21 protein-coding genes, 1 pseudogene and 2 riboswitches are annotated in these 26,301 nt (G+C 35.0%); of the genes and pseudogenes, 3 read left to right on the forward strand and 19 right to left on the reverse strand.

Translation table 11 applies throughout. From position 1 onward, the window contains the following. Positions 1-73: 73 nt before the first annotated feature. The 8 genes from P0092_RS14130 to uvrA all read right to left on the reverse strand — a co-directional run bounded on the left by P0092_RS14130 (position 74) and on the right by uvrA (position 14,187). Positions 74-1,423, reverse strand: coding sequence for an ABC transporter substrate-binding protein (locus P0092_RS14130; RefSeq protein ID WP_004622111.1), 1,350 nt, complete (start codon positions 1,421-1,423; stop codon positions 74-76). Positions 1,424-1,748: 325 nt separating this feature from the next. Further along, complete coding sequence (locus P0092_RS14135) at positions 1,749-3,365, reverse strand: response regulator transcription factor (protein WP_276186934.1); 1,617 nt, start codon at positions 3,363-3,365, stop codon at positions 1,749-1,751. Beyond that, positions 3,343-5,226, reverse strand: coding sequence for a sensor histidine kinase (locus P0092_RS14140; protein WP_004622113.1), 1,884 nt, complete (start codon positions 5,224-5,226; stop codon positions 3,343-3,345). Before P0092_RS14140 ends, P0092_RS14135 begins: the two co-directional genes overlap by 23 nt. 48 nt (positions 5,227-5,274) lie before the next feature. Further along, complete coding sequence (locus tag P0092_RS14145; protein WP_040759413.1) at positions 5,275-6,573, reverse strand: ABC transporter substrate-binding protein; 1,299 nt, start codon at positions 6,571-6,573, stop codon at positions 5,275-5,277. Between the two features lie 234 nt (positions 6,574-6,807). Beyond that, complete coding sequence (locus tag P0092_RS14150; protein ID WP_004622115.1) at positions 6,808-9,150, reverse strand: ATP-dependent Clp protease ATP-binding subunit; 2,343 nt, start codon at positions 9,148-9,150, stop codon at positions 6,808-6,810. Between the two features lie 321 nt (positions 9,151-9,471). Continuing rightward, positions 9,472-10,470, reverse strand: a complete 999-nt coding sequence (locus tag P0092_RS14155; protein ID WP_004622116.1) for an inorganic phosphate transporter — start codon at positions 10,468-10,470, stop codon at positions 9,472-9,474. Beyond that, positions 10,463-11,086, reverse strand: a complete 624-nt coding sequence (locus P0092_RS14160) for a DUF47 domain-containing protein (RefSeq protein ID WP_004622117.1) — start codon at positions 11,084-11,086, stop codon at positions 10,463-10,465. Before P0092_RS14160 ends, P0092_RS14155 begins: the two co-directional genes overlap by 8 nt. A gap of 269 nt (positions 11,087-11,355) precedes the next feature. Next, positions 11,356-14,187 (reverse strand): excinuclease ABC subunit UvrA, encoded by a 2,832-nt coding sequence (uvrA, locus tag P0092_RS14165; RefSeq protein ID WP_004622118.1) that lies wholly within the window; start codon positions 14,185-14,187, stop codon positions 11,356-11,358. A gap of 204 nt (positions 14,188-14,391) precedes the next feature. Next, a riboswitch (TPP riboswitch) is annotated at positions 14,392-14,504 on the forward strand. 61 nt (positions 14,505-14,565) lie between these two features. Here uvrA and thiT point away from each other — a divergent pair. Further along, complete coding sequence (gene thiT, locus P0092_RS14170) at positions 14,566-15,108, forward strand: energy-coupled thiamine transporter ThiT (protein ID WP_004622119.1); 543 nt, start codon at positions 14,566-14,568, stop codon at positions 15,106-15,108. A 64-nt stretch (positions 15,109-15,172) separates the two neighbouring features. On the opposite strand, the pseudogene P0092_RS14175 reads toward thiT, so the two are convergent. The 5 genes and pseudogenes from P0092_RS14175 to P0092_RS14195 all read right to left on the reverse strand — a co-directional run. Beyond that, positions 15,173-15,457, reverse strand: a pseudogene (locus P0092_RS14175) (sporulation stage IV protein A); the annotation flags it as partial. Then, positions 15,445-17,088 (reverse strand): recombinase family protein, encoded by a 1,644-nt coding sequence (locus P0092_RS14180; protein WP_276186935.1) that lies wholly within the window; start codon positions 17,086-17,088, stop codon positions 15,445-15,447. The pseudogene P0092_RS14175 and the gene P0092_RS14180, both read right to left, overlap by 13 nt. Positions 17,089-17,209: 121 nt before the next feature. Then, positions 17,210-17,413, reverse strand: a complete 204-nt coding sequence (locus P0092_RS14185) for a hypothetical protein (protein ID WP_276186936.1) — start codon at positions 17,411-17,413, stop codon at positions 17,210-17,212. A gap of 19 nt (positions 17,414-17,432) precedes the next feature. Next, positions 17,433-17,708 carry a radical SAM protein gene (locus tag P0092_RS14190; RefSeq protein ID WP_276186937.1) on the reverse strand — a complete coding sequence of 92 codons (276 nt, stop codon included), beginning with the start codon at positions 17,706-17,708 and terminating at the stop codon, positions 17,433-17,435. Between the two features lie 123 nt (positions 17,709-17,831). Beyond that, complete coding sequence (locus P0092_RS14195; protein WP_004622635.1) at positions 17,832-17,966, reverse strand: hypothetical protein; 135 nt, start codon at positions 17,964-17,966, stop codon at positions 17,832-17,834. Between the two features lie 375 nt (positions 17,967-18,341). On the opposite strand from P0092_RS14195, the gene P0092_RS14200 reads away from it, so the two are divergent. Further along, on the forward strand, positions 18,342-19,634 hold the full coding sequence (locus P0092_RS14200) for a sensor histidine kinase (RefSeq protein WP_004622634.1): 1,293 nt from the start codon (positions 18,342-18,344) through the stop codon (positions 19,632-19,634). Between the two features lie 14 nt (positions 19,635-19,648). Here P0092_RS14200 and P0092_RS14205 read toward each other — a convergent pair whose 3' ends face one another. The 3 genes from P0092_RS14205 to spoIVA all read right to left on the reverse strand — a co-directional run bounded on the left by P0092_RS14205 (position 19,649) and on the right by spoIVA (position 22,031). Next, complete coding sequence (locus P0092_RS14205; protein ID WP_004622633.1) at positions 19,649-19,783, reverse strand: AgrD family cyclic lactone autoinducer peptide; 135 nt, start codon at positions 19,781-19,783, stop codon at positions 19,649-19,651. After that, on the reverse strand, positions 19,780-20,364 hold the full coding sequence (locus tag P0092_RS14210; RefSeq protein WP_004622632.1) for an accessory gene regulator ArgB-like protein: 585 nt from the start codon (positions 20,362-20,364) through the stop codon (positions 19,780-19,782). Before P0092_RS14210 ends, P0092_RS14205 begins: the two co-directional genes overlap by 4 nt. Positions 20,365-20,762: 398 nt before the next feature. Beyond that, positions 20,763-22,031, reverse strand: a complete 1,269-nt coding sequence (gene spoIVA, locus P0092_RS14215) for a stage IV sporulation protein A (protein ID WP_004622631.1) — start codon at positions 22,029-22,031, stop codon at positions 20,763-20,765. Positions 22,032-22,226: 195 nt separating this feature from the next. Beyond that, a riboswitch (cyclic di-AMP (ydaO/yuaA leader) is annotated at positions 22,227-22,398 on the forward strand. A 2-nt stretch (positions 22,399-22,400) separates the two neighbouring features. Between spoIVA and P0092_RS14220 the strand changes: the two genes are divergently transcribed. After that, on the forward strand, positions 22,401-23,108 hold the full coding sequence (locus P0092_RS14220) for a C40 family peptidase (RefSeq protein WP_004622630.1): 708 nt from the start codon (positions 22,401-22,403) through the stop codon (positions 23,106-23,108). 76 nt (positions 23,109-23,184) lie between these two features. Here the strand turns inward: P0092_RS14220 and P0092_RS14225 are convergent, their stop codons facing one another. From P0092_RS14225 to der, 3 genes are all read right to left on the reverse strand, one after another. Then, a complete protein-coding gene (locus tag P0092_RS14225; protein ID WP_004622629.1) occupies positions 23,185-24,180 on the reverse strand; it encodes an NAD(P)H-dependent glycerol-3-phosphate dehydrogenase in 996 nt (331 codons plus the stop codon). 32 nt (positions 24,181-24,212) lie between these two features. Then, positions 24,213-24,854: a glycerol-3-phosphate 1-O-acyltransferase PlsY gene (gene plsY, locus P0092_RS14230; protein ID WP_004622628.1), complete on the reverse strand. Its 642-nt coding sequence runs from the start codon at positions 24,852-24,854 to the stop codon at positions 24,213-24,215. 73 nt (positions 24,855-24,927) lie between these two features. Beyond that, positions 24,928-26,253: a ribosome biogenesis GTPase Der gene (der, locus tag P0092_RS14235; protein WP_004622627.1), complete on the reverse strand. Its 1,326-nt coding sequence runs from the start codon at positions 26,251-26,253 to the stop codon at positions 24,928-24,930. Positions 26,254-26,301: the final 48 nt, after the last annotated feature.

A 26,301-nucleotide genomic window follows, 5' to 3' on the forward strand; every position in this document is an offset into this window, starting at 1 on the left:
AACAGTAAAATAATCAAGGAGAGGGAATTTCACCCTCTCCTAAATCATCAATAACATTCAGATAATTCCGAAATTACTTCAATTCAGGAACATTTTTCTTCATATCAGCAATCATGAAATCAACTGCTTCTTGAGCTGTCTTTCCTTTTTTGATTTCCTGTAATCCTTTTACGAAATTAGCTTCAAGGAAGTTGTCATACTTTCCGAGTGACTTAACTTTAACTGCATCCATGTTATCCATGTAGAATTGTCCTACATCCTGGCCACCCCAGTATTCTTCTTTTTGGCTGAAGAAACCTGGTTTATCAATAAATTCTTTAACAGGAGTAATATTCATACCAGTTGTAAATGAGTTTTTAACACCTTTTTCATTAAGTATCTGGTCAGCTATGTAACCCCAAGCTGCTTCCTTAACCTTTGAATCCTTCCAGATTGACAATGCAGTTCCACCCCAGTTAAACATTCCGCCTGGAGCTACTGTTACACCCCAGTCACCTTTGCCCTTAGCATCGTTTGGCTCTATAACGTACTTGAGGAACCAAGGTGCTGCAGCTGCAAATACATCTTCGCTCTTAGCAAATGATGCATTCCATGCTGGAGTCCACATGTCATATTTGTTGAGAACTCCGGCTTTCCACATCTTTTCTATAACTTGGAAAGTAGGAAGATAAACTTCGTTAAACTTGATTGTTCCGTCTTGAATTGGATTTTCAGGATTATATCCGTCAACTATGTGGAATATATCTCTTACTGATCTGAATGCGAAAACCTTCTTACCATTTATCTTAGCATCCTTGAAGGCAGCAATTACATCATCCCAAGTCTTAAACTTATCTGCCAATGCTTTAGGATCATCAGTATTGAATAATGCCTTTGTCATGCTTCTTCTGTAAGCAACACCTGATGGGTTAAACTGAGTTGGAGCTCCCAGTACCTGTCCCTTGGCGTCTGTAACAAGTGGTAATGACTTTTCAGCCAATTTGCTCTTGTCAAAGTTAAATGGAGCTTGTGAAAGATCTTGACAAATATCCATATCAAAGAGAGTTCCTCTGAAACCAACTTCTCCTCTGATTACATCTGGTAAAGCTGTTTTTGCCGCTACTGCAGTCTGTATTTTCTTAACATAGTCTGCACTTGCAACTGGTACTGATTCAACCTTTACATTTGGATATCTGGTATTGAAATCAGCGATTGATGTCTTAAGCTGATCCTGGTTTTCCCAGTTCCACATTACTATTGTTCCAGTAGCCTTTGTAAAGTCTGTTGATGTAGCTGCTGGTGAAGATGTAGATGCTACTGAGCTAGTGCTGGCTGCTGAGTTTGATGCTGAAGCAGTACTGTCACCTGACTCTGTGTTTCCACATGCAGCCATACCCAGTACCATAACGCCTGTTAAAACAGAAGCTATTACCTTTTTAAACATTTTAAAATCCTCCTTTTTGTTTTAGCAATTCATAATGAAAAGCTTACATATGTGCTATTGAAGCACTTTGCAACATTAATTCTATAAAAATAGACTTTCTTTCTAAATAGATAATGTTGCTTTATGTTTTAATATTTTGACTATATGGGTATGGCAAGAAATTGCACTAAAAAAGACACATATTCTTACAAATATGTGTCTTTTTTGACGATTTTCATTATTTTTTAAAATTGTGGGTCTAATTTTGTCCATAGATAAAACATGGTTACGTACAATTATTTCCATTAAAGGTCAATATTGAACACCTTGCTAATATAATAAAAAACTAAAATAAACTATCTCTGTATTCAGAGGGTGTCATTCCGGAATATTTTTTAAATAGCTTTGAAAAATAGTGTGGGTCAGAAATACCAACTTTCTCTGCAACTTCATAGGTCTTATATTTTACATCCTTTAGAAGTTCCTTTGCTTTATCAATCCTTACATCATTAAGATAGTCTACAAAACTTTTTCCCAACTCTTTTTTGAACATCCTGCTAATATAGAAAGTACTTACGTATATATTTTCCGCTACTTCATTAAGCGTTACCTGCTCATTGTAATGTTCTTGTATATAATCTATTGCTTTTCTCAATATAAGTTTTATACTTTTATTATTAAAACTGTTAACTTTTGATGCTATTTTTATAGATACTTCTTCCAGGAGTGAGTTAAGTTCTTCTGCTTTGTCTGTCTTTTCTATGAGCTTTATTAAGCTTGCTATATCCTCACCTTCTGAATATTTTCTGTCCGTGTCTACAGACGAAACTGATATTCTGATGTTATTTATTGAGGACAATGTAGTATAATAAAAATTTCTCATGTAGTGTATATTTATATTGTTTTTGGTCAGATAATCGGATATAAGTTTTGTATTTTCTCTTACTCCAGTCTCATTTCCAGATTTTATATTTTCAATAATCTGTTTTTGATACTTGTCCAGAGTAGAATAGTCTTCATATCTGAAAAATGAGTTTAAGTCACTATACTGAATTATGGAGTTTTCCCCCATATAACTCTTATATTCCAAAGAGCCCAGACATTCTTTCAGTTTGTCGGGAAGCTCAAGAGCTTCTTTTCCATTTGAGCTGACAGCTATAGTAACAGTAAAACCAAATCCGTTATTTATAACCTCCTGCAGATAATCACATTTTTCACTTACCTTCTCTATATCCAAAAGTAAATTATCAGATTTCTGTATTATAAAACCTACTCTGTTACTGCTGAGCATAATGCTTAAAACTTCATAATTCTCTGCAAATATTTCTTCAAAGGATTTAACGATTCCAAATTGATAGAGATGTTTATCATACAACGAACTGTTTGATTTATCATTGTAGTCATTTTCCATTACAACCAAAACAAAATTACGTATTGATATATCAAAAAGCTTCATTTTTTCATATATTTCATTTTCACTTGTGTTTAGTCCGTATATAATATCATATAGAAGTTTTTCTCTGAGTACAGGAATGTTTTGCTCAAAAAGCATTCGAAACCGCTCAATTTCATTGTGCTTGTCCTTTTGTTCATTTAGTTCATTAACTGCCTTTGCCAGTACTGAGGTCAGTTCTTCAATTTTGGAGGGTTTAAGAAGAAAATCAAATGCTCCGCATTTAATAGCTTTCTGTACATAATCAAAATCTCTGTACCCTGTCAGTATTATTATTTTTGTGTTTGGAACAATCTCCTTTGCCTGCTTAATCATTTCCAAACCATCCATTCCAGGCATACGTATATCTGTTATAATTACTTCCGGCAGATATTTTTTTATCAGCTCAATTCCTTCGATACCGTCACAGGCATCTGCACAAACCTCGCAATCAAGCTGTTTCCAATTAATAATGTTTTTGATACCTTTACGTATAATGGATTCATCATCAATTATTAGAACCTTGTACATAATAACTCTCCTTAGTATTGAATGTTTGAAGCGGCAAAGAAACCGTTACTTTAGTAAATATGTTAACACTGCTCTCTATTTTGATACCATACTTTTCACCATAGAAGAGTTTTATTCTTCTATTTACATTATCAATTCCTATACTCTTATTTTTCTTTTCTCTAAGAGATTTAAAGTACGTGTCATTATCCATTTCCAGACTCTTATTTAGCTTAATTAGATCTTCTTTTGATATTCCGTTGCCGTTATCAATTACTTCCAGCACCAGCAAATCTTCCTGTATTCTGGCATTGAGCATAATGACCCCTTTTTCTCTGCTGTTTTCCACTCCATGATAGACAGCATTTTCAATTAGCGGTTGTATGAGAAGTCTTGGAATCTTTATATACAGAACTTGAGGGTCTATTTCTTTTTTTAGTGTTATTTTATCTTCAAATCTGCGTTTTAAAAGGGATATATATTTATCTATGTACATAAACTCCTCTTCAATGGGTATAAGCCTGTCATCCCTTCCTATACTGGCTTCAAGCAGTGTAGAGAGGTCCGTTACTGTATCGCTTATCTCAGGTACATTATTTAGCCGTGCCATCCAGTTTATTGATTCCAGTGTATTAAAGAGAAAATGAGGGTTTATTTGTGACTGTAACGCTTTCAGTTCAGCCTCTTTTCGAGTAATCTGTTCCCTGTAAATCCAGGTAACCAGATGGTCAATCTCTTTAGTCATATTATTGAAAGTTTTGTGCAAGAAGCCCAATTCATCATTTCTGTCAACCTCAATGTAACTCTCAGGTATATTGTTTATGTTCATATTTTTCATTGCCTTTACCAATCTGTTAATTGGTTTTATCATATCAAAAGACATATAAAAGCTGACTACAGAAAGTAATATAATAGATGCAAGACAGAGCATAATTATCCTGTTTCTCAATATATTTACGTCGGAGTATAACTCGTCTAAAGGAACAAATGTAACTATTCTCCAATTAATATTATCTTTTAAATATGTATAAGCAACAAAAATTTTATTTTTCTGGTCTATAAAAGAATCCTCATCATAAGGCGTATTCCTTATTATGTATTTATATTTTTCTAAGGCTGATTTATTCTTTGAAACAATTATATCACTATTTGGTGAAAGTATTGTAGTATTTTGCATAACCTCAGATTCGAGACCCTTAAGGACATCCTTTAAAGAGTCCATTTTTATTTGAACTACCAACATTCCTATTTCCGTATAATTATCTCTGTTGTATACCTTTTTTACTAAATAAGCATTCTTCACAACTCCTGAAGACGTTTCAAAAAACCAGGCTGCTTTTCTGGAAACTTCATCAGCCTTCTCACTCATTCTGGAGTATTCTCTGTTCACTACTGACCGGAGCTCCGAATCAGTACTCGGATAACGTCTCGGCAGTACCAAACCACTATCTGTTATTATACAGATAGAATTTATTTCCGGTCTGTTTCCTTTTACCGTTATAAATAGGTTTGTTAACTGAGAATCTATTTCATGAATACTCATTTGCGTTAAATCATTATTATCATTACCCGTGTCATAGCTGATTAAAGCGTCATATATATTTTTATCCATACTTATGTCGCCGGATATGTTTGTTAAGTTTGTTACCGTATCCTGTAGTCTTAACCCAATAGAGCTAAGTACGTCATTAGAATACGAAATAGATTTGCTGTTAATAATTTCTTCTGAACTCTTATACGCAAAAAACCCTACAAATATAAGAGGAATTAAAATTTGCAGATTTACTACAAGCAGCAATTTCTTTTTTATTGATATGTTTTTATAAAATTGTAAACTTCTAAGTATTTTAGAAAATATGCTTGAAGTAATTTTATTTATCATTGTCCCACCATATCCTAAACACGAGTAATTGACTAAATGCTATTTTAATCATTGTAACCTATTCAAAGCTTTTTCCCATATTTCTTCTGCAGAGATTTTATTATCAAGATATCTTGGAAACTCCTTAACAATAACCTTTTCCCATGTGCTTCTATCTATTATGTGATCAGGAATTGCACACCGATTTTCTTCCAGGGTTTTTTCATAAACACCGATACTTTGTTGCGCCAATGCGTTATAGGGGGTCTCCATTGATACGTTTAATGTGCTGAATAGTCCTGATTCCTTGTATAAATAATCTGATGTGGCCTTTGACGTAAGGAATTTTATAAGTTTGAGAGTATTTTCTTTACCTTCAGGTGTACTCCAGGCGCTTTTGCTTATATAAAAGGTCCCACCACCTAAACCCGCAGGTATTTTACTACTTCCATTTCCCATAGCCGGAAACGGTATCATCTCAACTGTTTTATCAAACTTCCCAAAGTAGGCTGCAAACCATGATCCCTGAACTATCATGGCTGCCTGTTTCTTTATAAATAGGTTATTTCTTTCTTCGCTGGTTATGGATATTAAATCGTTTGGAAATGCATGCATTTCATATAATTCCTTCATATATTTCATTGCATCTATGTAGCAGTTGTTTATCTTATTATTGACTATAAACTTTTCTACTCCTTCGTTTCCTCCAAGGCTTGCAATCATGTTCTGATATATATATGAGCCTTCGGCTGTGGCGTTATAGGCTATAGGTGTAATGTTATGCTTATTAAATATATTTATTGCATTTTTAAGCTCCTGATAATTTTGAGGTATTTTTACACCAAATTGCTGAAATAAATCCTTATTGATAAACATCCCCTCAAATACAAGCTCAAAGGGTATACCAAAAATCTTATTGTTGTAGGTAGTCATATCAAAGAAGTTTCCTTTGAAGCTTTCCATCCATTCACTGTCCTTCTTAAGCGTGTCCGTTAGTTCAGCAAGCTTATTTGCCCTTATCATATATTTTATATCAGAACATGGCCATAAACCAAAAACATCTGGCTCGTTACCTGACGCAAACCTTGTTTTAAGCGTAGGCAAATATTCATCTCCAAAAATAGACTGATTGGAAACTTTTATAGTTGGATTTTCGTTTTCAAACTTGTCCAGCAAATCCGTTAAACAACCGGCTTTACTGTCAACACCGCCCCAACTTGTCATTAAACTTATTGTACTGGTTTCAGCGTGAGTAATTTTGCTGTTGCGAGCTTCTGAAACATACGAATTATCATTACCACAAGAAACTGACGTAAAACTGACTAGTGTAAATAGTACTAAACATAAAAGTTTTTTTGAGTATTGCATTTGTTTCACTCCAATTCTTATTTTATATAGCCACTTTTTGTCTACTATTAAGAACGAGGATAACACAATCATTTAGATGAATCCTAAATTTTTTATACCATATACAATTATAAATACTATTAGGCATATATTGCAATATATTACAATTAAATAATAAATCGACGCAATATAGTTTATCAACAATAAAATAGCAGCAAGAGTTGAATTCCTGCTGCTATTTATAATATTATAACGCTAGACAATTGTTAAAATTACTTCATTATTATCGTCCAAGTCTACCCCTACAAGAGAACCTTCTTTTATTGTCCCTTTTAAGTACTCTTCTGAAAGGCGGTCTTCTATATAGCTCTGTACTGTTCTTCTCAAGGGTCGGGCACCAAACTTAGGATCGTAGCCTTTTTCCAATATAAATTCTTTAACCTTATCGGAAACATTAACTCTAATATCCTTTTCGCGGGCTTCATGGTAAACTTCTTCCAGCATCAAATCGATTATTTTCTTTAATTCCTCTTTTCCAAGCTCAGTAAATACAATTATCTCATCTATTCTGTTGAGGAATTCAGGCCTGAAAGTTTCTTTTATTACATCTCGCACTCTGCTTTCAAGGGCAGTATAGGTATTATTTGAAAAACCTATGCCACCGGATTTTAAATTAGTTCCTGCATTTGATGTCATGATAATAATTGTATTTTCAAAGTTTACAGTCTTACCGTGACTATCTGTTAGCCTTCCGTCTTCAAGAATTTGAAGCAACATATTGAATACATCAGGATGGGCCTTTTCTATTTCATCCAATAGTATTACGGAATATGGTCTTCTTCTTACTTTTTCTGTTAATTGACCTGCATCATCATATCCCACGTATCCCGGAGGTGATCCTATTAACTTGGAAACAGTATGCTTTTCCATATATTCAGACATATCAAGCCTTATCAGTGCTTCTTCACTTCCAAATAATTCATTTGAAAGTGCCCGTACAAGCTCGGTTTTACCAACACCTGTCGGACCTACAAAAATAAAGGATGACGGTTTTTTCTTCTTTTTAAACCCTGACCTGCTTCTTCTTATAGCTCTTGCAACGCCTTCAACAGCTTTTTCCTGTCCTATTACCCTTTTATGAATACGTGTTTCCAGACTCATTAGTTTTTCCGCTTCACCCTCAGTAAGCCTCTGAATCGGAATTTTAGTCCACGCTTCAATTACTGCTGCTATGTCTTCCATGGTTAGCTCAACATCTTTACTGGTATCCTCTATATCCTTGATGAGCTCATTAAGCTTACACTCATAAACCTTCAAATCTGCTGCCTTCTGGTAGTCTTCTATTGAATCCGCTGAAACTGCAAATTCTTTCTCTTCCTGAACCTTTTTCAGTTCTTCTTTGTATGACTCAAGCTCAGCCAGTTTTGTATTTCTCAGGTTGGCTCTGGAACCTGCTTCGTCTATTACATCTATGGCTTTGTCAGGCAAAAGTCTGTCCGTAATATACCTTTCAGAATAATTTACTGCAGCCTTTACTATTTCATCACTTATTTTAACTCTGTGATATTGCTCATAGTAGTGTTTTATACCTGTTAATATTTCTATACTTTCCCCAATAGATGGTTCATCAACAATTATAGGTTGGAATCTTCTCTCTAAAGCAGTATCTTTTTCTATATGCTTTCTGTATTCATTCAGGGTTGTAGCCCCAATTACCTGAATTTCACCTCTTGATAAGGCAGGCTTTAAAATGTTTGCAGCATTCATTGCACCTTCAGCTTCGCCTGCGCCCATTATATTATGAAGTTCATCGATTACAAGAATAATATTTCCAAACGACTTGGCTTCTTCTATTATACCTTTCATCCTGCTTTCAAATTGTCCCCTGAACTGTGTTCCTGCGACAACGCTGGTCATATCCAAAAGGTAAACCTCAGAATTCTGTATTTTTACAGGAACAGTTTTTTCAGCAATCCTTAAAGCCAGTCCTTCTGCAATAGCAGTTTTACCAACACCGGGTTCTCCTATTAACACAGGATTGTTTTTAGTCCTTCTGTTTAAAATCTGAATAACTCTTTCAATCTCACGTGCTCTGCCAATAATCTTATCAATACTTCCTTCTTTAGCCTTATCTATAAGATTCGTACCGTACATTTCAAGGTATTTTTTCTTTTTAACAGTCTTTTTGTCCTGAGCTTTTGTTTTTGTTGAATTTTTGTCCTTATCGTCGCCGTCTTTATCCTGGCCTATGGGTTGAAGACTTTTTGAATTGTTTGCTTCAATATCATCTGGCTTTGGAAACGCCTTATTTAATATACTAAAAAAAGGATTTGCCTGATTAATGTTTTCAGGGTCTACCTGCATCGCTTCCATTATTTCAGACCCGTCCATCTCTTCAAGCATATCTCCTACTTGTTTGCTTATATTATCAAGCTCATATTCTGTCATACCAGTTTGTGACAGTAACTGATCTATTGGCTGTAAATTCTGTTTCTTTGCGCAACTTACACACAAGCCTTCTTGAATTTGCTTCCCGTCTATAATTTTTGTTACAAACACAACTGCAATATTTTTATTACAAATGGAACATTTTATCATTTAATCACCTCTTCTTTTAATTCCAGTATATTCCTTCCAATATATATACTATATTATTTCCATAAATGTCCAAAAAATTTATTATTTATACTGCTCTTTTATCTTTATTAGTTTTTACTAGTATAACACAAGTAGATTTCGAGGTCTAACCGATTTGCTTTTATTTTTTTGATTTTTGTCTTATATAAGTAGTTCATATGCCCAAAGACGAATAAACCTGAATTATAGTCCTAATATCTAATCTATACGACTCTAATTCAGGTTTATTAATGTATAGTTTTAACCATTTCTATTTAAAAATAAGTATGTTTTTAATATTTATTAAGCAAAGAATTTAAATATAGTCGTAATAAATGCTCCGATGATTGCTGATACAGGGATTGTAAATATCCATGCATATACTATATTTCTTGCCAATGCCCACTTTACGGCAGAAAATCTCTTTGAAGCTCCTACACCCATGATAGATGTTGATATAACATGAGTTGTACTTACAGGTGCTCCGAAATGCGTCATTGTTTCAATAACAATTGCCGCTCCTGTTTCTGCTGCAAAACCGCCAATCGGCTGAAGTCTAATCATATTAACACCTATTGTTTTAATGATTTTCCAGCCACCTATTGATGTACCAAGTGCCATTGAAATAGCACATGCAATCATAACCCAAGGCTGAACTCCAGTATGTCCATTATTTAAATTTGCACCTATTAAAGCCAATGTAATTATTCCCATAGACTTTTGAGCATCATTATTTCCGTGAGAATATGCCATAAATGCCGCTGAAACTATTTGTAATTTAGAGAACCATTTATTTACGAACCTTTGTGAAAACGGACGGAGTAGCTTGTATAGAAAAGACATGAACACAAAACCAATTGCAAAACCTATTATCGGTGATGTAATTAATGGTATAACAACCTTATCCAGTATACCTTGCCATTTTACTATGCTTAACCCACCTGAATATGCTATTGACGAACCTACCAGTGCACCTATTAACGCATGTGATGAACTACTTGGTATACCAAAATACCATGTAATCAAATCCCATATAATTGAAGCTATTAAGGTTGCAATAATTACATATTGAACCTTTATCATAGTACTATCAACCAGACCGTTAGTAATGGTATGTGCTACCTTACTGCTCATTAATGCACCTACAAAATTAAGTACTGCAGACATTAATATTGCCTGACGCGGTGACAAAACTCTTGTCGAAACTGAAGTAGCGATAGAATTTGCGGTATCGTGGAATCCGTTAATGAAATCAAATCCTAGTGCCAGTACAACAACAACTACTAATGAAACACTAAGCATTTTTCATAACAACCCCTTCTACTATATTCGCAACATCTTCACAAGCATCTATTGTGTTTTCAAGAAGTTCAAAAATTTCTTTCCACTTTATAACTTCTACTGCGTCATGCTCAGTTATAAACAGGTTTGCCATTGCATCTCTGAAAATAGTATCAGCTTCATCCTCAACATTGTTTACTTCAATTATTTTTTTCTGGAGCTGTTTACTCTTCTTCATATTTTTCATTTCAATCATTACATTTTTAAGCTCGCTTGTTGCTCTGACAATCAACTTTGTCATAGTAACAGCTTCGGGTTTTACAGCCTTTACGTTATACATGCTGAATCTGTGTGCAGCAGTTTCAATATCGTCTGTAATGTTATCCAGTTCTTTTGCTATTGTGAAAATATCTTCACGGTCAATGGGGGTAATAAAAGATTGGTTAAGCTCATTTAGAATTTTATGGACATTACTATCGCATGCATGCTCAGTTCCTTCTATGTTTGAGATTTTTTCATTAACATTAACATAGTTTGTAGTTAAATCCTCAAGAAGTGATGCTGCTTTGCAAATAATCTCACATGTCTCAATAAAATAGTCAAAAAATTTCTCTTCCTTAGATGTAATTCTAAACATTTATTAATTACCTTCTTTCGACAAAATGTAACATTTTTACTATTTAATTATATAGCAATGTAAATTTTTTTACAACAAAGTTAACATAGAATTAACAAACCTTCTTAGTATTTACCAGAGTCCTATATATAATGTATTTTTTATAATTTACTTGTTTTATTATATTATTTTTGATAAACAAGCTTGTACTTTTGGGCAATAATAAAAAAATTTCCAAAGATAAGTACGTTAAAATACTCGTCTTTGGAAATACTTATTTATAACTGAAGCTACTTACTTTTCATAATTTTGCTTAAATACTGCCCTGTATAGGATTCTTTTACTTTTGCCACTTCTTCCGGGGTACCCTGTGCTATAATAATACCTCCTTTGTTACCACCCTCAGGCCCGAGATCAATAATATAGTCAGAAGTTTTTATAACATCAAGGTTGTGTTCAATAACGACTATTGAATTGCCTGTTTCCACCAGCCTGTGAAGAATGTCTATCAGTTTGTGAACATCAGCTACATGAAGTCCTGTTGTAGGCTCATCCAATATATACAGCGTGTTTCCAGTGCTTCTCTTAGACAACTCAGTGGCAAGCTTTACTCTCTGGGCTTCTCCTCCCGACAAAGTTGTAGAAGGCTGACCAACTTTGACATATCCCAATCCTACATCATACAAGGTTTGCAGTTTTCTCTGGATTTTGGGTATATTCTTGAAAAATTCAAGAGCATCTTCTATAGTCATGTTAAGCACATCTGATATGCTTTTACCCTTGTACTTAACCTCAAGAGTCTCTCTGTTATACCTTTTTCCCTTACAAACCTCACAAGGAACATATACGTCAGGTAGAAAATGCATTTCAATTTTTATAATTCCGTCTCCGCTGCAGGCTTCACACCTACCGCCTTTTATATTAAAGCTGAATCTTCCTGTTTTATATCCCTTCATCTTTGCTTCATTTGTAGAAGCGAAAACCTCTCTTATAATATCAAATACCCCTGTATATGTTGCCGGGTTTGATCTTGGTGTTCTTCCTATTGGTGATTGGTCAATACTTATAACCTTATCAATATTTTTCAGACCTTTTATTTTTTCATGATTACCCGGTTTTGCCTTGGATCTGTATAAGTGATTTGCAAGGCTGTTATACAGGATTTCGTTAATCAATGTGCTTTTTCCTGACCCGGAAACCCCCGTAACCGACGTTAATACCCCAAGCGGAATCTTGGCATTAATGTTTTTCAGATTATTCTGTTTTGCCCCTACAATTTCAATCCACTTTCCATTTGGTTTCCTTCTGGTTTCCGGAACTTCTATCTTCTTGCGTCCGCTAAGATATTGCCCTGTCAGAGAATCTTCACATTTTAGTATATCATCCAGAGTACCTTCAGCAACCACATGTCCTCCATGGATTCCTGCTCCGGGACCCATGTCAATGATATGGTCCGCTGCATGCATGGTGTCTTCATCATGTTCTACAACAATCAGCGTATTACCAAGGTTTCTGAGTCTGTTTAAGGTTTTCAGAAGTTTTTCGTTATCTCTTTGATGAAGACCTATACTTGGCTCATCCAGAATATAAAGCACTCCCATCAAGCCGGAGCCAATCTGAGTAGCAAGCCTTATTCTCTGTGCCTCTCCTCCCGATAAAGTTCCAGCCGGTCTTGAAAGTGTGAGATAGTCAAGACCAACGTCAACGAGGAAGCCTATCCTAGCCGCAATCTCTTTCAAAATCTGGTTTGCTATCATCTTATCTCTTTCACTTAGCTCAATGTTATCAAAAAATTCTTTTGTATCAGCAACAGACATAGACGATACTTCGTGAATATTTTTACCTCCGACTGTAACCGCAAGACTTTCAGGTTTTAATCTTGCACCCTTACAATCAGGACAAGGGTTGTCGCTCATGAACTGCTCGTAATACTGCTTCATGCTTTCTGATTGGGTTTCGTGATAACGGCGTTCAATGGAATTAATAACTCCTTCAAATGAAGCCATGTAGGACCCTTTGCCGTATTCTCTTTCGTAATCCACTTTCATTTTCTCGCCTTTAGTACCGTATAGGATGACATCTACTACTTCTCCCTGAAGCTTGTTAAACGGTGTATCCAAATCAAATTTATAATACTTTCCCAGGGCGTTGAATATCATCCTGGTATATGCATCCTCACTCTCAATATTCCATCCCGTAACATTAATGGCACCACTTGTAAGTGACAGGGATCTATCCGGTATAACAAGCTCAGGGTCTACCTTTAAAAGGTTCCCTAATCCGGTACATGTCTGGCATGCTCCAAAGGGATTGTTAAAGGAAAACATCCTTGGTACAAGTTCTTCTATACTGATTCCGCAATCACTGCATGCAAAATTCTGACTGAACAGAAGCTCTTCTTTACCGACTATATCTACTATAACTATACCACCGCTTAAGCGAAGTACTGTTTCCAATGAATCAACAAGTCTTTTCTGTATATCTCCACGCATTACAAGCCTGTCAACAACAATCTCAATGTTGTGCTTTTTGTTTTTATCCAGTTTAATCTCGTCATTTATATCTACTATTTGTCCGTCTACTCTAAGCCTGACAAAACCATCTTTTTTGGCATCCTCTATAAGCTTATGGTATTCCCCTTTTCTGCCTCTTACCACAGGAGCAAGGAGTTGTATTCTCGCTCCTTCTTCAATAGATATAATCTGGTCTACCATCTGGTCAACAGTTTGCTGTGCAATCTCCTTGCCGCACTTTGGGCAATGGGGAATTCCTATCCTTGAATACAAAAGCCTTAGGTAATCGTGAATTTCCGTTACAGTTCCTACGGTTGACCTTGGGTTTCTGCTGGTTGTCTTCTGATCTATTGATATTGCAGGAGACAAACCGTCAATATAGTCTACGTCCGGCTTGTCCATCTGACCCAGAAACTGCCTTGCGTAGGAGGACAGTGATTCAACATACCTTCGCTGACCTTCCGCATAAATAGTATCAAAGGCGAGAGAAGACTTACCTGAACCGCTTAATCCTGTTATAACAACAAATTTATCTCTTGGTATCTCAACATCTACATTTTTTAGATTATGTTCACGTGCACCTTTTATAAAAATATTATCCCTTATCATTTAAAACACCTTTTTCATAAATGTTATATTTTAACTATATATTAATTTTATCCTAAACACTTTTACCGCCTTTACTATTATACCAAATAGCAAAACAAATGCAAACATTTGTTCGATGTTTGCCAATATTTTATAAACCAACGGATAATTTTAAAGGTTGATAGTTGTTTTACTATCTGCTATAATCACTTTTATTAAAAAATTTAAATATTAAAGGGGAGCTGGAAAATAATTCGGCTGAGATAAGTATGTTTTACTTAAAACCCATGTACCTGATCTGGGTAATGCCAGCGTAGGAAATTTATTATGTCATACTCTGCGCTTTCCATCAGGTATGGCATTTTTATATTTTGTTATGGAAAGGACTGGATACCTATTATGAATAAAATGTCTACCAGAGTATTGGTGGAGGCAGGAGTTTTTATAGCTCTTGCACAGATTCTCAGTTTTATTAAATATGAAATGCCCTATGGAGGCTCTGTAACACTGGGAAGCATGGTTCCAATAATTATTTTTGCCATTCGTTGGGGTACAAAGCGTGGTATTCTTGTGGGACTTGTTCACGGTTTTCTGCAATTTGCTCTTGGAACACATTTTTCTTACCATCCCCTTGGCATATTTCTTGACTATATTTTCGCCTTCGGATGTCTTGGCCTTGCCGGAATATTCAAGAAAAATTTATTTTTCATACTTTTAAGTACGTCTTTAGCAATGCTGGGAAGATTTGTGTTTCACTTTCTTTCAGGAATCATTCTTTGGTATACATATGCTCCCAAAGGAATGAACATTTACCTTTATTCTCTTATATACAACGGTCAGTACATGGTGCCTGAGTTAATAATTACATCAGTTATTATATCTGCTTTGTATAAACCCTTACGTAAATATATTGCCAGACAGGGTACTCTTTATAAATATTAATATGCCAAAAAAGATGATTCTTTACCTTGAATCATCTTTTTTTGTTATTTATGTTTAATGTGAGCTACAGTATAATACATATCAATCCGCCGCTGCCCTCATTTATTATTTTCTGCAAGGTTTCCTGAAGTTTAAGCTGTGCATCCTCCGGCATTCTGAACAGCTTGTTCTGCAATCCCTCATTTACCAGTTCATGAAGAGACTTTCCGAATATGTTTGAGTCCCATAACTTGCCGGTATCATTTTCAAACTCTTTTAGCAAATATGATACTAACTCTTCAGATTGCTTTTCAGTTCCAACCAAAGGAGCTATTTCTGTTTCAATATCAGCCCTTATCATATGTATTGTGAGGAACAAACAGAAGTATTCTTTCTCTCTCGTAATATCTTATAATCAAAGGGTTTTGTCAATACTTTGAAATATACTTTCAAATCTACTTCATTTTTTTTATTTGTATTATATACTTCAATCTTTTCCAGTAATGACTCAATTAGTTTATTGTCCAGTCCCTCCTCGTAATTAATTTCCTTTGCAATTACTTTTCTCAGGGTTTCAACTGAATAGGTTATTTCTTTGTTTCTCAATTCATCCTCATCAAGTTCCTTTAACCTCATATTCAGTTTATCAATCTCCTGATTGAACCTATTGTTTCTTCTTTCAAACTCATCGTCTGACAGTCTTCCGTTTATACTTAACTCTAAAAGCTTGTCTTTCATTTTAAGTATTTGGTCAATCTCCATTTTTACCTTTGCTATATCTTCTTTTATCTTGGATTGAGCTCCCAGACCTGAATACATTGCAATCATTTCGTGTATAATCTCTGAACGGTTAATTATCAGTTCATCATATGCTTTCTTTATTATCATATCTAACTCTGATGTATATATGGATGGAGAAGTACAACCCGATTTACCTTTTTCAACGTACCTTTTACATTGCCATACTTCCTTATTCCCTGAGCTATAACGATAAAGCGTTCTGTAATATGGAGCATTATGCTCTGTGCAAATTATTTTTCCGCTATAGGCATACTTGTTTTGGTAGCTTGTCTTGTCTTCCGCTGATTGCTTTTCGCTTCTGCCTCTTAATATATAATTTGCCTTTTGCCATATGTCTTCATTTACAATGGGAGGTACAGTTTCTTCATCTTTATACATAACCCATTCAGTCTGATCCAGATACTTTCTGTCATGAAGCTTATAATCAAATTTGTGGGTTTTGTTTCCGCAATAATATCCCATGTATTTAGGATTTGTAAGAATATTCTTGATAGTAGAAAAAGAAAACGGATTACCTTTATTGTTTCTTATTCCCATATTATCAAGCCTTGCACTTATTCCTCTTATACCCATATTTTGTGTGGCGTACATATCAAATATCAGTCTTACTATCTCGGCTTCCTTTTCATCAATTACGAGTTTGCCGGCGTCTTTCCTGTAGCCCCATATTTTATTATTTCCAAGTACTACTCCTTTTTCAATGGCTCTTTTAAAGCCGAATTTCACTCTCTCAGATATTTTTCTGACCTCGTCCTGGGCTATACTGGACATAATTGTCAGCCTCAACTCTGCATCCGGCATTAAAGTATTAATATTGTCAGATTGAAAAAGAACCCCAACCCCATACGACAACAGCTCTTGAGTATACTTAATACTATCTAAGGTATTTCTGGAGAATCTTGAAATCTCTTTTGTAACAATAAAGTCAAATTTTTTAAGTTTAGCGTCTGAAATCATTTTAAGGAATGATTCTCTTTTATTTACACTGGTACCACTTATGCCTTCATCTATATAACCGTCTACGTATGTCCACTTCTGATTTCTTTTAATGAAATCAGAATAGTATTCTATCTGGTTTTTAAGAGAGTGAACCTGTTCATCCTTTTCAGTGGATACTCTTGCATAATAAGTAACTCTTAGCTTTAAATCATATATTGATTTACCGGTATTAAGTTCGTTTCTTATAGTGTACAAATCCATTCTACACACCTCGTTTATACTTCTGTTTGTTACTTCTCATTATATTATCCGAATAATATTTGTCAACTGTTTTCCCAACAAAAAAGCACTGTTATACAGTGCTGCTACTTTGTATATGCTGTTAACCAAAGAAAGAATAAGTATCACTTTCACGCTTCCCTATCTTGCTTAATAAGGCAAGTATAAACGATACAATCATAGATATGCAGAGCAGAATAACTACCAGTATAAACGGTATATACGGATTAATGCTGTAGGTATAGCCAGCCAGAAATCCCGAAGGTATACTGGAAAATGCGGCCAACGTTTGTACTGCCGAAAACACCTCAAAAGGTAGGTATTTTTTACCTCTTCTTTTTTTTTATGGGAAATCCTCTTATAGTGCAAAAATGAGGTATAATTTTACTCTTTTTTATCATTTTATCAATCGTGTATAAATCTGCTATATCACCATTCTTATCTATCATATCCATTATTCTTTGAGTTCCCGATTCCGCACCAAATGTAAGCATTTTACATCCGGCCTTTTCCAGTTTCCTCAAAAATTCCTCACCTTGCTTGACAAGAAAGTCAGCTCTGACATTTGTATACCATTTAATATTCAGATTTCTAGATACCATCAAATCAATTATTTTCTCTTAAAGCAAATATTACCATTTTATGTAATTGTTGTCAACAAATTCAATTATATCGTTTCCCAACAAAAAAGCACTGATCAAGTACTACATTTACAACCTTCATTTCTATCCCTTCAGAATTATTTCCTTCGCTTTTGTATACATTTCTTCGGTTATATACCCCTGTTCAAACAGTCGCTGGTTAATGTGTAGTTTAACTTCCACTATCACAAGCTTTACTGCTTCATCATTAAAAGCCATCTTAACCTCCAATGTATTTTCTGTCTGTTATAAATTTATTAGTTAAAAGCTTTTTTATGATTTAAATATAAAACCGTTTAATTATTTCCTATTACTTTAAAATATTTGTGTACCAAAACAAGTAAAAAACTATTTTGATAACATATAATTAAATGTTATAATGTGTTATTAGTGAGTTGAATTATTTTTGAACAAAATAATCGAAAAAGCAATAAAAATATTTTAAAATATCATTTTTTTTACAATAAATGATATCATTAAGGGGAAAAACGTAATATAATGTAAATTAGGAAAGGTGTACTGGAAATTAATTGCCCTTTGATTTAAAAATAATAAAGATATTATCAAGTATTCCGAGCTTGGAGGGAAATTATAGTGCTTATAATCGGTCAGCTTTTAATAAATACAGTATTTGCAATGCTAACTGCCTGCATAACTTACTTATTTCTTAAAGAAAATTTTAATTTAAAAATACAACTGAATTTATTAGTTGCATTTATTGTTTGTAATGGTATTCTAAACGGTGTTTTTTCTACCTTGTGGATGAGTATACTTCCAATTCCCGACAATTTACAATTTCTTAAATCTATAATTTTGACAATCCTAAATATAATATTAACTAAATTCCTGCTACGTGTTGATTGGCTAAAATCCGTTTTATCCTTTTGTTTGATTATACTTTTTATGGGAGTAGGAAATTTTACAGTACCATTGATTTTTTATTCCGTAGGTATTAATGCAACTCCTGAAACAATAAATAATAATCTGTTTTTATTTTTCGTTATGAATCTGATTATTTATTGCCTAGCATTGGTTCTTATAAAATTTATACCTTATGCGAAATTAATCGGAAATATAAAAAACCTTACACCTGTAGGTATTTTACTCATTATTACTATTTTGATAATGGCCTCATTTCTTGGAATGCATTTCGTAGTTCACTTTGATCCTGTATCATTTGTTATTGTTCTTGTTTCGTCACTCTCATATTTCTTTTTCTCTGCTTGGTATATAAACATCTATCATAAATACGAAATGAAGAAGGAAGAACAAAAGCAGCAGGAATTTTATAATGAATCTCTTTCAAATACACTTCATGATTTAAGACGTATAAAACATGATCAGATGAATCACCTCTCTGTCCTATACGCTATGCACCAAATGAATAAGTATGAAGCGGCTGCTTCATACCTGAAAGAAATAATAGGAACAAGTCAAAGTATAGGGAATACTGCTATTTATAACATTAAAAATGCGGGATTATTTGGATTAATATCATCAAAAGTAAACTATGCCAATAGCCATGGAATTATTTTTGACTTGGATACCATAGGCGAAGTTGATTCCATTCCTAATATTAAAATTTCTGATTTATGTGAGGTAATAGCCATTTACCTTGACAATGCACTGGAAGAGGTTTTAAATAACGGAAAGCTTAAGCTGGAAATGAAAATTTTAAGTACTGATGAGAGTCTTACAATAAGAATTGAAAACGAATGTGTTAAAACACCTAACACGAAAAGTTCTTCAAAAGGAGCGGATCGTGGAAACGGATTAGTCATTGCAAATAAAATACTCGCTTCATATAAAAATATTTCAAGTTCTACTATATTCGATAAGAAAAGAATGGTATTCTCACAAGTTCTGAGAATAGCAAAAGAGGCTTAACAGCCTCTTTTTGCTTACTTGAGTAATGATTTTGGACAGTCTTTTTGATAATAAGACCAAAACCAGCATGCGCCTGCTGAAGCAGTAGCTGCAAATACTCCAATTAGAGATAGAACAGTTAGTACCAGTAATTTAATTTTACCCTTCATGTAATTATCCCACCCCTCTTATTTTTTGTTAATCTATACACTATTGGTGTAATATTAACCGTTGAAATTAGTGTAATTACTGAAATGATATTTGAGTAAATATTAGGAACTATTAGTGTAATAACAAAACACACTACTAATAAAATACTACCCTTTATCCTTAATTCCCTTTTTCTTTTTTCAGTAACAATCGGTTTTGACGTCAGATCTGCAGGTGCGTATAAAAATGTCAAAACTCCTGCTATAGCAAATAAACCTATATTTAAGAATTTTATACTAAGAATCTGTGCCATATATACAGTACCAAAAATAAATGAAAAGTGGGTAATTACACATCCAATCTGCGTTTTCGCATGTACTCCTCCTAAATAGGACTTATTTAATGAAAACACTATCACAGCAACTGCGGCATACTTTAATTGTCCCAGGAGTAATGCAGTAATCAACACTGCAAGTAATTTCAAACCATCTGCAAAAGCCATATATAAACCATAATCAATTTGTTCAGCTTTTTCTTCTGAGATTCCCGGGATATTTAATACAATCTCTTTAGTGATTTTCTTTGTTATATCCTCTAGCACTCAATCACCGCCACTTACATTTTACACCATTATATCCTATTTTTCTTTCTTTGTCGATATTTTTTTCTTTATATTAATATGTTACCAATTAAATAATAGCTCTATTACCTACATTAATAAAAAGCGCACATATTGCATAATATTTAAGTTCAGTACTAAATGTTACATTTATTTACTCATATAACTAATATATCTCTATATTTAAATCAATTTTCATTTGATGCGCCTTCACAAAGAATTTTATCCTGATTTATACATGTTTTTAAAATAATGCTACATCTGGAAACCAATAAAGTCAAGCTACATCATCGGCACTATAATAAAAATAAAACCTGCAAATAATTTGCAGGTTTTATTTTTATGAAACCCCTATTAGAATTTGAACATTAATTTTAAAGTCATGCGGTTTTATTGTACCGGTGCCTCCTCTTGTTGCAATTACGCTTCTGTTTGTACCTAACAATATGTATTGAAGGAGCACTTGCTCTGAGTTTCACTCCAAACTTGTTACCCTGCTTTATAATCTCCGGTTCTTCCAAAGTAAGTTCTTCCATCTGGGGTGAGACCATACCATAGCCTTTTACCTTGACTTCATGTAAGGCATATTCTACCCTGTCGTATTCCTTCTTTACTCTTGCAAGGTCTTTTATAAGGCTTATAAGCTTATGTTCACCCTCTATTTCCATTCCCGACTCTTCGCTTAAAATTCTATACAAAAGTCCGTCAGCAGCCGATAAATCAATTAGAACATTTCCTTCACCGAGGCTTACCTTATCTATTACTGCCCTTTTGACAAACTCATATTGCTCAAAAGAAGGCAGAGCATCCTTTATTGTACGTATTTTTGTGGCTGATTTAAAAGTATCCCTTATTGAAGTTATAATATCTGACTTTAACCAATGAGAATCCTCCAAAGCTTCAACCCATTTTGGTATATTGATACCTATCTCACAGATTGGGAACTCGTGAAGAACCTTCTCCATAACAGTATCAACATCATCAATTCTCATTTGGAGACAGTCCATTGCGATTACTGTTACACCATATCTTTGCTCCATCTCATCACGCAGCTTCAATGTTTCTGAATCTCTGGGATTTGTTGAATTGATAATAACCACAAAAGGTTTATTTATAGCCTTCAGTTCTGTTATTACCCTTCTTTCAGCTTCAACATAATCCTCTCTGGGGATATCTGAAATTGAGCCGTCTGTTGTGATTACAATACCTATGGTTGAATGTTCATTGATTACTTTCTTTGTCCCAAGCTCAGCCGCTTCCTCAAAAGGTATCTGATGATCATACCACGGTGTTGAAACCATTCTAGGTGCATTATTCTCCAAATGTCCCATTGCACCCTTGACCATGTAGCCCACACAGTCAATCATTCTTACTTTAAGCTGTACGTTTTCGTCAATAACAACTTCTACTGCTTCATTGGGGATAAATTTAGGTTCAGTGGTCATTATAGTTCTTCCGGATGCACTTTGCGGAAGTTCATCTATTGCCCGCTCTTTTTGATATGTGTTCTCTATGTTCGGGATAACCAACAGATCCATGAACCTTTTAATAAAAGTTGATTTTCCCGTCCTGACAGGTCCCACAATTCCTATGTAAATATCCCCTTGAGTTCTTTCAGCTATTTGCTGGTATATGTTGAATTTATCCACCCTTAGAACCCTCCCCTATATTGTTACACGTCCCGTAACGGACTATGTATATTGTCTTTTTCAATATTAAATATATGTCCGAAAAAAGTTATTATTACAAAAAAATAAATTTATTGAAAAATGTGTTTTATTACTGAAAACCTTGAGAAGAGTGATACGGGAATTGACATTAACAAACATTCCACGATATAATTTTTTATATAAAGGCTGAATCCTCTTTAACGAGGTACGGAGGAACCAATTTTGGGGCTAATCTGAAAAAGATAATTAGTAAGTGTACATATAATAATCATCTTTGTCTTTTTCGTAGGGCGATCCTATTGCCCGAACCCGACAGCTAACTTCGGAAGCCATAAATAGGAGGCTTAAATGTTTCAACTAAAGAAAATGATTTCCGGTGCTGCAACTATTGTGCTGTGCCTGGGATTGTTTGCATTTTCATCTTTTGCCGATGAAATTCAGACTGGAACAGTTTCCGCATCTGTTCTAAATCTCCGAAGTGACCCCGGAACATCTTCAAAGGTTATTGGAAGTATGACCCGTGGGGACAAGCTCAGTATTCTTGAAAGCTCAGGTGATTGGTTAAAAGTAAAAACATCAGATGGTGAAACGGGTTGGGCATACAGTCAATATATTGCCCTTTCCAAAGACTCCGATGACATTACATCGGTTAAGCAGTCTGATAAAGCTACCGACTTATCAGAGCAGCTAGTTAAGTTTTCCAAAACTCTATTGGGTACAGAGTATGTTTATGGAGGTACAACCCCCAAGGGCTTTGACTGCTCAGGATTTGTACAGTATGTCTTTAAACACTTTGATATTTCATTAGAGAGGGTTGCTGCAAGTCAGTCAACCCAAGGTAGTCGGGTCTCAAGTCAGGACTTGAGTGCCGGTGATTTGGTTTTCTTTGACACTGACGGAGGTCACAACAGTATTAGCCATGTTGGAATATACATTGGCGGAGGACAATTTATCCATGCGGCATCAGGAAGTTCTACACGAAAAGTTATAATTTCTGATATAACTTCCGGATATTATGCAAACAATTTTATGAAAGCAAGACGAATTATAGTGTAATTATTTTTGAGCTGCTCTTTCGAGCAGCTTTTTTTTAGCTGAAAAAGGGCTGCTATCTGCAGCCCTTTCATCAATATTACATTTCATTTTTCTTATCTCTTGTCATTAAAGCCCCTACAGCACTTCTTGGGTCTTTACCTTCAAAAAGTATTCTATATGCTTCTTCAGTTATTGGCATGGAAACACCAAGTTTTTTGGCTAAATCGTAGGCAGGTTTTGTAGTTGCTACACCTTCAACAACCATATTTACTTCATCCAATGCCTGCTGTACACTCTTTCCCTGACCAATCAGAATACCGGCCCTTCTGTTTCTGCTATGCATACTCGTACATGTAACTATCAGGTCTCCTACTCCCGTAAGTCCTGAAAAAGTGTCAGCACACCCTCCCATAGCTACACCAAGTCTGGATATTTCTGCAATTCCTCTTGTCATAAGAGCAGCCTTTGTGTTGTCACCATACCCCAAACCATCTGAAATTCCAGCACATAAGGCAATTATATTTTTAAGAGCTCCTCCAAGTTCAACACCAACTACATCAGTATTTGTATAAACTCTGAAATTAGGAGTCATAAACAAATCCTGAAGGAACTCAGCAGTTTCAATTTTTTCACAAGCAGCTACCACAGTAGTGGGTATATCTCTTCCTATTTCTTCTGCATGGCTTGGCCCTGACAGCACTGCTACGTTGTTATCAGGTAATTCCTCCTGCATTATTTCCGAAAGCAATTTACAGGTTTCATTTTCAATTCCCTTTGAACAGGTAACTACAACCGTATCCTTTGAAATAATACTTGCAAGGGTTTTGCAATTCTGCCTTGTTGTTTGTGAAGGTACAGCCAGCACAACTACCTCCGCTTCTTTGCAAGCCTCCAAAATATCATTTGTAAATTCTACGCTTTCAGCTACTTTAACACCGGGTAGCCTTGTAATATGCTCTCTGTTTTTCTTTAACATTTCTATTTCTTCTATCATAGGTGACCACAATCTAACCTTGTTACCATTCTTAGATAACAATACCGCCATTGCCGTACCCATGCTTCCCGCACCAACAATTGCTATATTTCTATTCATGTTTGCCTCCCTATATCAATTAAATTATATCATTAAGCTTTTTTCTTTTCACCGATTTTTGATTCTGTTCCACTCAACAGTCTCTTAATATTCCCGTTATGACGACTAATTGCCAGTATAGACAATATTGCAGCAAATATAATAAAAACCGGACTGTTCCCTTTTATGGCAGCTCCTATTGGAAAAGCTGCACATGCTAATATTGAGCCCAGTGATACATATCTGGTAATAGCTACTACTATAACAAATACCCCCAGAAGAATAAGGCCAAGTTTCCAGTCCATCATCATTACCACTGAAAATGAAGTAAGAATACCTTTTCCGCCTTTAAACCCAAAGTATAACGGCCAGTTATGCCCTGCTATAGCAGCGATACCGCCAACCATACCGCCTATCCCTGAAATATTAAACAAAGTAATTGAATCAGGTATGGAAGTAATAATCAAGTTACCAATAATATATGATAAAACTCCTTTAAGAATATCTCCGAATATTACAAGAATAGCTGCGGTTTTTCCAAGTGTCCTCAATGTATTTGTCATTCCTGCATTACCGCTGCCATGCTTGCGTATATCAGTTCCGTAAATTCTCCCCACAACAATGGAAGTATTCAAGCTCCCAAGGAGATATCCGATTATCATAACCAATAAAATCTTTATTGCAAAAAGACCCATCTTTCCCTCCAAGCCAAACCGGCTAAAAATCTTTTAAAAGATAAAAATTCCTATTCTCTCTACAATGCTAAGACTAATCTTCCTTTTCACGCTGCCTATGGATAAATCTTATTGGAGTACCTTCAAAGCCAAAATTCTTCCTCAACTGATTTTCCAAATAGCGCTCATAAGAATAGTGGAATAAATCCAAATCATTAACAAATATAACAAACGCCGGTGGCTTTATACCTACCTGAGTCATATAGTATATTTTCAATCTCTTACCCTTGTCTGAAGGAGGCTGAACCATAGCAACTGCTTCATTTACAAGATCGTTTAACATTCCTGTGGAAATACGGAAAGCTGCCTGATCTGCAACAAATTTAATAAGCTCATAAATCTTATTAACCCTTTGTCCGGTTTTAGCAGATATAAAGAGAACCGGTGCATAGGTCATAAATCCCAGTTTCTCATGCACTACTTTCCTGTATTCCTCAAGTGTACCCGTCTGCTTTTCAATTAAATCCCATTTGTTAACAACTATAATTGAGGCTTTTCCCTGCTGATGTGCATAACCCGCAATCTTTGTATCCTGCTCTGTTACACCGTCTTCGGCATCAATCATAATGAGGCATACATCTGCACGTTCAATAGCAGTCCAAGACCTGATTGTACTGTATTTTTCAATAGTCTCGTTGATTTTGCTTCTCTTTCTTATTCCGGCTGTATCAATAAAAGTGTATTTTTGTCCATCCATTTCCACATGAGTATCAATAGCATCTCTGGTAGTGCCGGGAATATTACTTACAATAACTCTGTTTTCGCCAAGTATAGAATTTATCAATGAAGATTTTCCTGCATTAGGCTTTCCGACAACGGCTACCTTAATAACATCCTCATCTTCTTCAGCATCAGTATCTTCAGGAAAATGCTCAAAAATTGCATCAAGAAGATCACCCATACCAAGGCCATGGACAGACGAAATAATCTGCATATCACCCATACCCAGATTATAAAATTCATATACATCAGGAGGTGGCTCACCAATCCTGTCAACCTTGTTTACACACAGAACAACAGGCTTCTGAGATTTTCTAAGCATGGTAGCAACTTCCTTGTCGGTAGCTGTCATACCGTCCTTCCCATCCACCATAAATACAATAACGTCTGCTGTTTCGATTGCAATTTCAGCCTGACGCTTCATTTGCTGCATAATGATGTCCTCAGAATAAGGCTCAATTCCTCCCGTATCTATTAATGTAAACTTAGTACTTCTCCACTCTATCTCAGTATATATCCTGTCTCGTGTTACACCAGGAGTATCTTCTACAATAGAAATTCTGCTGCCTGCCAGATAATTAAAAAAGGTAGACTTACCAACATTCGGTCTGCCAACGACTGCTACAACAGGTTTACCCAAATACTACACCTCCAAATAAAATTAACAACAAACTTTATTATATTTATA

This window comes from Ruminiclostridium papyrosolvens DSM 2782 (assembly GCF_029318685.1).
GTDB classification, from domain to species: Bacteria; Bacillota; Clostridia; order Acetivibrionales; family DSM-1351; genus Ruminiclostridium; species Ruminiclostridium papyrosolvens.